The sequence below is a fragment of the Pseudochelatococcus sp. genome (assembly GCF_050946405.1).
Taxonomy (GTDB): Bacteria; Pseudomonadota; Alphaproteobacteria; order Rhizobiales; family Beijerinckiaceae; genus Pseudochelatococcus.
Window position 1 is genome coordinate 602,028 of record NZ_JBMNUS010000002.1, and the last position, 7,367, is coordinate 609,394.

Genomic DNA, 7,367 nt, shown 5'->3' on the forward strand with positions numbered 1-7,367 from the left:
CGGCATCCGCACCGTTCTGCTGCATTCCACCTCGCGCCATTTCGCAAGTCAAGTACGGAGGTATAGTCACATCGATACTGCGTGAGGCAAGGACTGCCCCTCCGCTTCCGCCGCCGGCTCGGCGTGGCCGACGACACGCGCCACCTCCGGCATCGCCTGCCGCAACGCCCGCTCCAGATCGTCGACCCCGGCATGAACGGCGGCGATGTCGAGCGCCGGCGCGGCGCAGCAATGATAATTGACGACCAGCCCGCAGGCCGTCTCCCGCACGCGCACATGATGGATGTCGTGGATGACGCCGGTGCGGGCGGCATCGGCCCGCAGCCTCTCCGCGATGCGCGCCGCCACGTCCGGCGGGGCATCCTGACCGTCGAGCGGTTCGATCTCCAGCGGCTCGATGTGGGTTTCCACCTCCGTTTCCGCGCCGAACTCCTCCCGCAGCGCGTTTTCGAGCCGGGTCGCCGCCGCATGGGCCATGCCCAGCGTCGTGCGGCCATCGATTTCCAGATCGAGGCTGATCGACAGCCGGCCGTTGACGTTCTGCACCGTGACATGATGAACGGGCAGATGGCTGCGGTGCGCGATGAGGTTGACGCGCTCCTGCACGGTTTCGGAGCCGAGCTGGACGGGATTGGCCGTCACCGTGAATTCCGCCCGCTCCAGATCGTCGGCAAGCGCCTGGGCCACCCGTTTGCGGATGGCGGCCACGCGCTCCAGCGGCAGGGTGCGCGAGACATCGACGGCGATTTCCCCCAGCACGCCGGAGCCGGCCGGCCGCACGCGCACCTGCGCCACCGCGACGACGCCCGGCACGGCCTGCGCCACGCTCCGCACGCGCTCCGCGAGGCCCACCGGCGCGGTGTCGAGCAGATTGGCGATGGTGCGCCGCGCCAGCCCGAAACCGGCGACGGCGATGTAGGCGGAAACGCCGATGGCGATCAGCGCATCCGCCGCCTGGTAGCCGGCGGCCGCGAGCCCCAGCGCGATCAGCACGAATATGGAATTGACCAGATCGGACGAGAAATGCAGCGCGTCCGCCTCCAGCGCCTCGCTGCCGGTCTCGCGCGCGACGCGCTTCAGCGTCCACCAGCGCCAGCCGTCCACGAAGATGGCGACGACGAGGATGATGGCCGCCATCCAGTTCGGCTGCACCGTATCCTCGCCGGCGGACAGGCGCCGCACGCCCTCCACCGCGACGACGCCCGAGAGCAGGAACAGGAATGCCGTTTCGGCCAGCGCCGACATCGATTCGAACTTGCCGTGGCCGAAATGATGCTTGTCGTCGGCGGGCTTGTGCGCCTCGCGCACCGCGAGCCACGTCAGCGTGGTCGCGCCGATGTCGAGCAGGCTGTTGGCCGCATCCGACAACAGGGCCAGCGAGCCCGTGGAAAACCCGCCGATCGCCTTGGCGACCGTCAGCACCGCGCTCACGAGCACCGACATGAGCGCGACGCGCTCCTTGCGCCGGTTCATCGCCTCCAGATCGCGACCGCGACCGACGCTATTCGCGTGATGGTCCTGTCTGACGCTATTCGCGTCATGGCCGCCATTCCCGCCGCGCATCGATCATCTCCATCCCGCATTTGACATCGCGGATTGAAACCTGTTGGCTCATTGACGCATTGCGCGGGCGAACCGCGGCGACTGCGCACACCTGCGATGCGTGAACGCATCGCAGGTGCAGGGCGCGTCATCGGCGGCGGCAAGTCAAGCGAAGATATCACAGGAGAGGAACGCTCATGCGTTATGTCCACACCATGATCAGGGTGCGCGATCTCGACGCTGCGCTCGATTTCTACGTCAACAAGTTCGGCCTCGTGGAAACGCGCCGGGTGGAGAACGAGGCGGGCCGCTACACGCTCGTATTCCTCGCCGCGCCGGCGGATGTCGAATCCGCGCGCGAGCGGCGCTCGCCGGAGCTTGAGCTGACATGGAACTGGGACCCGGAAGACTATGCTTCCGGGCGGAGTTTCGGCCACCTCGCCTATCGCGTCGACGACATCTACGCCTTCTGCGACAAGCTCGCCAAGGCGGGCATCGTCATCAACCGCCCGCCGCGCGACGGGCGCATGGCCTTCATCCGCTCGCCGGAAGGCATTTCCATCGAGCTCTTGCAGGAGGGCGAGGCGCTGCCGCCGCAAGAGCCGTGGGCGAGCCTGCCCAACACCGGCACCTGGTAGGCGCGGCCCGGCAGGCGCCCCTGCGTCAATCGACGGCGAAGGGATCGTTTTCCGGCGTGATCAGCGGCCCGCGGCGGGACTGGCTGTACTCTACCGCAGCCTGTTCCGGCGGGGGCCTGCCGACACCGCGCGTTCCGGTTTTCTGCGGGGGCGTCGCGCAACCGGCGAGCAATGCCGCCAATGCGCCGGCAACCAGCGCCGGCAGAACGCGGCGGGACGCTCCACGCGCTTTCACCATCGGCGCAATCCGGGTATGCGCGTGCCGGGTATGCGCGTGCCGGGTATGCGCATACGTTGTGTCATGCCCCATAGTTTGCGTTCCTCCTGCCATGATCTGCTTTCCATGACCGAATCTTCATGACCGGCTTTTTCATGACCGGCCTTTCCGGTGCACAAAACTCCTTCCCCGTGCGCCGGGCCGATTCATTTCCCCGTGCGCAATACGGGCGCGTGGATATCATCGAACGGGCGAATCATCCATAGCCCCCTACGCATCGCGGCTTTCCGGGGCGGAACGCACGATCGTCAAACTGCCGAAACACACGGCGAAAACAAGACAAGACCAGGGAGAGACGATGACCATAAGCCGGTTCGGCGAGATCGACGGAGAGAGCGTCGACGAAATCGACATTCGCGCACCCCAATCCGGCATCGAAGCGAAGGTCATGACGTGGGGCGCCGTGGTCCGCGACCTGCGGGTGCGGCTCGGGCACGGGCGATATCAGCGCGTGGTGCTCGGGCTCAACACCATTGAGGATTACGTCTCCCACTCGCCCCATATGGGCGCCATCGTGGGCCGCGTCGCCAACCGGATCGCCAACGGCCGCTTCACGCTCGACGGCCGCACCTGGACGTTGACGCGCAATCAGTCGGGCCGCCATACGCTGCACGGCGGCCGCGGCTTCGGAAACCGGCTCTGGCGGCTGGCCGCGCACGATGAATCGAGTGTGACGCTGACACTCGTCTCTCCTGACGGCGAGGATGGCTTTCCCGGCACGGTGCGGGTCGCCTGCACCTACCGTCTGCTCGATCCCGGCGTTCTGCGGCTGGAGCTTGAGGCCGCCACCGACCGGCCCACGCCGGTCAATCTCGCCCATCACCCCTATTTCAACCTCGACGGCGAGCCGACGATCTTCAACCACCGCCTGAGCATCGAAGCCGATTTCTTCACGCCGACCGACGCGGATCTCATCCCGACCGGCGCGATCGTGCCGGTCAGCGGCACGCCGAACGATTTCCGCGCCCACCGCACCATTCGTTTCCCGGACGCGAAAACGGGTGCGCCGGTGCATTACGACATCAACTTCGTGCTGCGGCGCGACCGGCTGGACTCCCCTCCCTCCGAATCGCCGCAGGACAACGCCCCGCCGCTTGCGCGCGCCGCGCTGCTCTCATCGTACATCAACAATGTGTCGCTTGAGGTATGGACGACGGAACGGGGCCTTCAGGTTTACGACGGCGGCAAGCTCGACGTGCCGGTGCCGGGCCTGGACGGCGTGAGATACGGCCCCGGCGCGGGCATCTCCCTTGAAGCCCAGAACTTTCCCGATGCGATCAACCAGCCCGCCTTTCCCGATCCGGTGCTGCGGCCGGGCGGCCTTTACCGCCAGATCACGGAATACCGTTTCTCGCGCCAGTAAAAACCGACAGGCATTCCGCGCCGCCGTTTTCCACCGGTGGATAAAATACGCGGAAACGCTTGACGGACGATGCGGGCGCGTCTAAGTAATCCGCCATCGGGCGACGCACTCTGCATCGCCCGTTCGGGACCAATCAGGCGGTACGGTTTTTTGCCATATCACCTTTTTTGAAATGTCTCGTTGCTGGGGAATAGTTTAACGGTAGAACTGCGGACTCTGACTCCGTCAGTCCTGGTTCGAATCCAGGTTCCCCAGCCAATTCTCGTCAAATCCCCTGAAATGCTTGTTTTTTCGGACGTGCTGGATCCCGTTTTGGCATCAAGGAGGTCTGATGCCCAAAACTGAGGCCCAAAGGTGAGGCCCATGCCGGTCGACGGCCGGGCGGCGCCTGCGGCAAAGGTCGAGGCATGCACGTCATGGCCGTGCGCTATCGCGTCGAGAATCTCATCCGCCGTGGCAACATTTTCTATTGGCGTCCGCGCATCCCGAGTCGCTTCGAGGCCTGCCCGTCGGGAAGCCGGCTTGCGCTCAGTCTTCAGGTTTCCGATCATGGAAGAGCGGAAATAATCGCCAGACGCCTCAACACGCTGCTGGCCAAACTGAAGTTCGGTCCGATGAGCAGAACAGTAACACGCGAGAATCTCCAACGCCTGTGCGCGGCGGAGCGGGACGAAGAACTCGATCGCCAAGACGATCATGTCTTCGTTTCCCGCCGCCATGGCCGGGTAAATCAGATCCAGGACGTCGAGATGGATCTGGAAAACGCCTGGGCCTATCGGCTCATCGAAATGTTCGGCGCACAGGTATCCCTGACGCTCGCGGAAGGCTGCCCCGGCCGCAGCTATCTCCGCGCCAACGGCGTCCCGGAGGCCCACCAGGCCAACATCTTCCACAATTACAGCCAGTTGCGGGCGGAGTTCCTCTCCCGCTACGGCGCCAATGTGCTCGCGCGGAAGATGGCCGCCTTCGACATCGAGGACACCGCCATCAATCGGGAGAAGACGCTGCAGCACGTTGCACGCGGCCGCGCCGACGCCCTGATGGCCGTCGACGAACGCTACCCTTTCGCCGACAAGAGCCTCAGCGCGTTGACGGGTGGAACGGCTCCCGGCTTCGCCAGCGCTCCGGCCGCCGAGGAGGCTTCAACCCCGCTTTCCCGGTCCCCTGCTCCGGCTGAATGCGAACAGGGAAAGGAGGCGCCCGCCGCTGCCGTACCGACGGCAGACGTGCCGATCCCGCCCGGCCGTCCCGACGCGGCCCCTGAAGCGATCGTGCTGGGCACGCTCCTTCCCGCCGGCCCCACGGGCGAGACCTCCCAGTCTGCCTCACCGATCCTCGTGGTCCGGGAGGCGGCCAACAAGGGCAGGCCGCTCCCGATCGCGGAGTTCATGGATATCTTCGAGAAGCTCGTCGCCAACAAGAAGCAGGACTGGACCGAGGAATCGGCGCGTGACGCACGCGCGCTGGTGAGCATTCTCGTCGGCGTCCTCCACGAACACGGCGTCGAGCATTCAGGCCAGATCACGCAGTATCACGTCGGGCAGCTTCGGCAGCACTTTCACGATATTCCCACCCGATGGGGCCAGAGCGCCCGCATGCGCGCCATGTCGCCTGCGGAACTCAGGGCGGAAGGCCGGCGTCTCGTGACCGAATGGGAAGACGCGATGACCGATCCGCGGAAGGCCGAGGCGCTGAAAGACAAGAAGCCCGCCATCGGACTGCATGGCAATACGGTCCGCAAGCATTTCGCGAATCTCGGAACCTTCTTCCAGCATCTGAAGGCGAACGGCTACCAGATATTCGACTGGAGCTTCGATGGCCTGCGCCCCAGAAAATTGAAGCCCGGGGAGATCCGCCTTCAGCAATTCAAGCCGAAGCCCAACGATGTGCGGCCGATATTCTCGACCCCGATACACACGGGCTGCGCATCATCGGAGGACAGAGGCGCACCGGGATCGCTCGTCTACCATGACGCGCTTTATTACCTGCCCCTGCTCTACACCTATCTCGGAGCCCGACGCAAAGAGTTTGCGGGACTGGCGGTCGGGGATGTGTATCAGGCCGAGCACGGGTGGGTCATCGACCTTCGCCCCAATGCGTTTCGCAACCTCAAGAATCCACAATCCCACCGCCAGCTCCCCCTCCCCGACGAACTGATACGCCTCAATTTCCTGGAGTATCGGCAACAGATTGCCGAACTGGGCTATCAGGCCCTGTTCCCGGATCTGTTCTCCCACCTGACCAGGAACGATCCCGGCGACCGCTTCTACGACGCGTTCGTGCCTCTCATGCAGACGGCCCTCGGCGATGAGCTGTGGAAGCGAACCCTGCACGCGTTGCGCCACGGCTTGTCCGACACGTTGAAGCAACGTGGCGTACCGCCCGAAATCATCGACGACATCACGGGACGCCTCAGCGAGGGCGAGACCAACACGCGCTACACCAACATCGCCGAGGTGCCGCTGATGCGAGACGCGCTCGCCAGATACCCGATCATCACGGACGATATCCAACCCAGACCGATCCGCCTGCTTCCATGGGTAAGGGCCAGGCAGCCGGCACCGTGGGCAAGGGCGTCACCCGGAGATGGCGGAAACCGGAAATGATTTCCGGAGGTCCGGATGAGACTGCGGCTGTGATGATGAGTGCGAAAGGGAAGCCCTGGGTGGTGCGTGATTGGGAACGCCAACCTTTGAAACAGTACGGCCCCTTCGATTCGAAGGAGGAAGCGGATATCCACAGCGATTTGAATGAACGGCCGACAGGGGGGATGACGGCGATGTCGATCACTCCAGTCCAACAGGGCCTACTTTCCCCGTGGTAACGTCGTCCAACGGGTCGTGAGCTCAGGGTCCGCTTCCAGCCTGATCCGTCTAAAAGCAGACAGGCGGCTTACGGCCCTATGGCGCATCCGTGGTGAGGGCAATGTCGCTATTCAGACGAACTACACCGGAGCGTCCGCCCAGATCGGATCACCCTGCCAGGCGGATGAGTTTCAAGCGCCGCAGTTCATCCACGATCACCGGCCCGAGGCGCAGCGTGCCGATGTCTTCGATCCCCGCCAGCCACCTGCGTGCAGCATCCGGCGTGAGGTTGCTGTCGGGAAACTCCGGCTGGAGGGCCGTTGCGGCGATCCGGGACAGGCCGAGCTCCATGAACGACCAGCCGGACTTCGTCGGGATGCCAAGCTCCAACGCTAACGGGAAGTCGTAGACGTCGGCGATCAACCCTTCCTGCCCGGTTTCTCGAAGGACGATGTTGAGGATGTCGATGTACGCCTTGCCAAGCTGGATGAAGCGGAAGCGTACTTGGTCCTCGATGAGGTCGAACTCCCTGCGGACGACGTCATCAACGACGATCTCGCCGGGATCCCTGACGCGGCTGCCGGGGTTCCGCTCGCGCTCGATCCTGTTTTCCTCGCGCTTCTTGGCGGTATCCATACGCCGGGGGCCGCCTTGCATATCTGAGCCTTTTCGGAAAGCTCAGGCTATATCGACGTCAATATGGACGGTGTTATAGCCATGGACATTATTAGAGAGAGTCAGCC

At 64.4% G+C, this 7,367-nt stretch carries 6 protein-coding genes and 1 tRNA gene; 4 read left to right on the plus strand and 3 right to left on the minus strand.

Translation table 11 applies throughout. From position 1 onward, the window contains the following. Nucleotides 1–66: 66 nt before the first annotated feature. A complete protein-coding gene (locus ACOYJQ_RS06385; protein ID WP_433457166.1) occupies nucleotides 67–1,473 on the minus strand; it encodes a cation diffusion facilitator family transporter in 1,407 nt (468 codons plus the stop codon). A 266-nt stretch (nucleotides 1,474–1,739) separates the two neighbouring features. Between ACOYJQ_RS06385 and ACOYJQ_RS06390 the strand changes: the two genes are divergently transcribed. Next, nucleotides 1,740–2,180, plus strand: coding sequence for a VOC family protein (locus tag ACOYJQ_RS06390; RefSeq protein WP_433457167.1), 441 nt, complete (start codon nucleotides 1,740–1,742; stop codon nucleotides 2,178–2,180). A 25-nt stretch (nucleotides 2,181–2,205) separates the two neighbouring features. Here the strand turns inward: ACOYJQ_RS06390 and ACOYJQ_RS06395 are convergent, their stop codons facing one another. Then, nucleotides 2,206–2,418: a hypothetical protein gene (locus ACOYJQ_RS06395; protein ID WP_433457168.1), complete on the minus strand. Its 213-nt coding sequence runs from the start codon at nucleotides 2,416–2,418 to the stop codon at nucleotides 2,206–2,208. A gap of 337 nt (nucleotides 2,419–2,755) precedes the next feature. On the opposite strand from ACOYJQ_RS06395, the gene ACOYJQ_RS06400 reads away from it, so the two are divergent. From ACOYJQ_RS06400 to ACOYJQ_RS06410, 3 genes are all read left to right on the plus strand, one after another. Beyond that, a complete protein-coding gene (locus ACOYJQ_RS06400; RefSeq protein WP_433457170.1) occupies nucleotides 2,756–3,820 on the plus strand; it encodes an aldose epimerase family protein in 1,065 nt (354 codons plus the stop codon). A 184-nt stretch (nucleotides 3,821–4,004) separates the two neighbouring features. Further along, a tRNA-Gln gene (locus ACOYJQ_RS06405) sits at nucleotides 4,005–4,078 on the plus strand. Between the two features lie 158 nt (nucleotides 4,079–4,236). Further along, the gene (locus tag ACOYJQ_RS06410) at nucleotides 4,237–6,426 is read left to right on the plus strand and encodes a DUF6538 domain-containing protein (protein WP_433457171.1); all 2,190 of its coding nucleotides are present in this window, start codon (nucleotides 4,237–4,239) and stop codon (nucleotides 6,424–6,426) included. A 366-nt stretch (nucleotides 6,427–6,792) separates the two neighbouring features. On the opposite strand, the gene ACOYJQ_RS06415 is transcribed toward ACOYJQ_RS06410, so the two are convergent. Continuing rightward, nucleotides 6,793–7,260, minus strand: coding sequence for a hypothetical protein (locus ACOYJQ_RS06415; RefSeq protein ID WP_433457172.1), 468 nt, complete (start codon nucleotides 7,258–7,260; stop codon nucleotides 6,793–6,795). Between the last annotated feature and the right edge of the window lie 107 nt (nucleotides 7,261–7,367).

Bases quoted from the DNA above. Each gene is read 5' to 3' on its own strand.
- ACOYJQ_RS06385 (WP_433457166.1), bottom strand. From the start codon at position 1,473: ATGAACCGGCGCAAGGAGCGCGTCGCGCTCATGTCGGTGCTCGTGAGC.
- ACOYJQ_RS06390 (WP_433457167.1), top strand. From the start codon at position 1,740: ATGCGTTATGTCCACACCATGATCAGGGTGCGCGATCTCGACGCTGCG.
- ACOYJQ_RS06395 (WP_433457168.1), bottom strand. From the start codon at position 2,418: ATGGTGAAAGCGCGTGGAGCGTCCCGCCGCGTTCTGCCGGCGCTGGTT.
- ACOYJQ_RS06400 (WP_433457170.1), top strand. From the start codon at position 2,756: ATGACCATAAGCCGGTTCGGCGAGATCGACGGAGAGAGCGTCGACGAA.
- ACOYJQ_RS06410 (WP_433457171.1), top strand. From the start codon at position 4,237: ATGGCCGTGCGCTATCGCGTCGAGAATCTCATCCGCCGTGGCAACATT.
- ACOYJQ_RS06415 (WP_433457172.1), bottom strand. From the start codon at position 7,260: ATGGATACCGCCAAGAAGCGCGAGGAAAACAGGATCGAGCGCGAGCGG.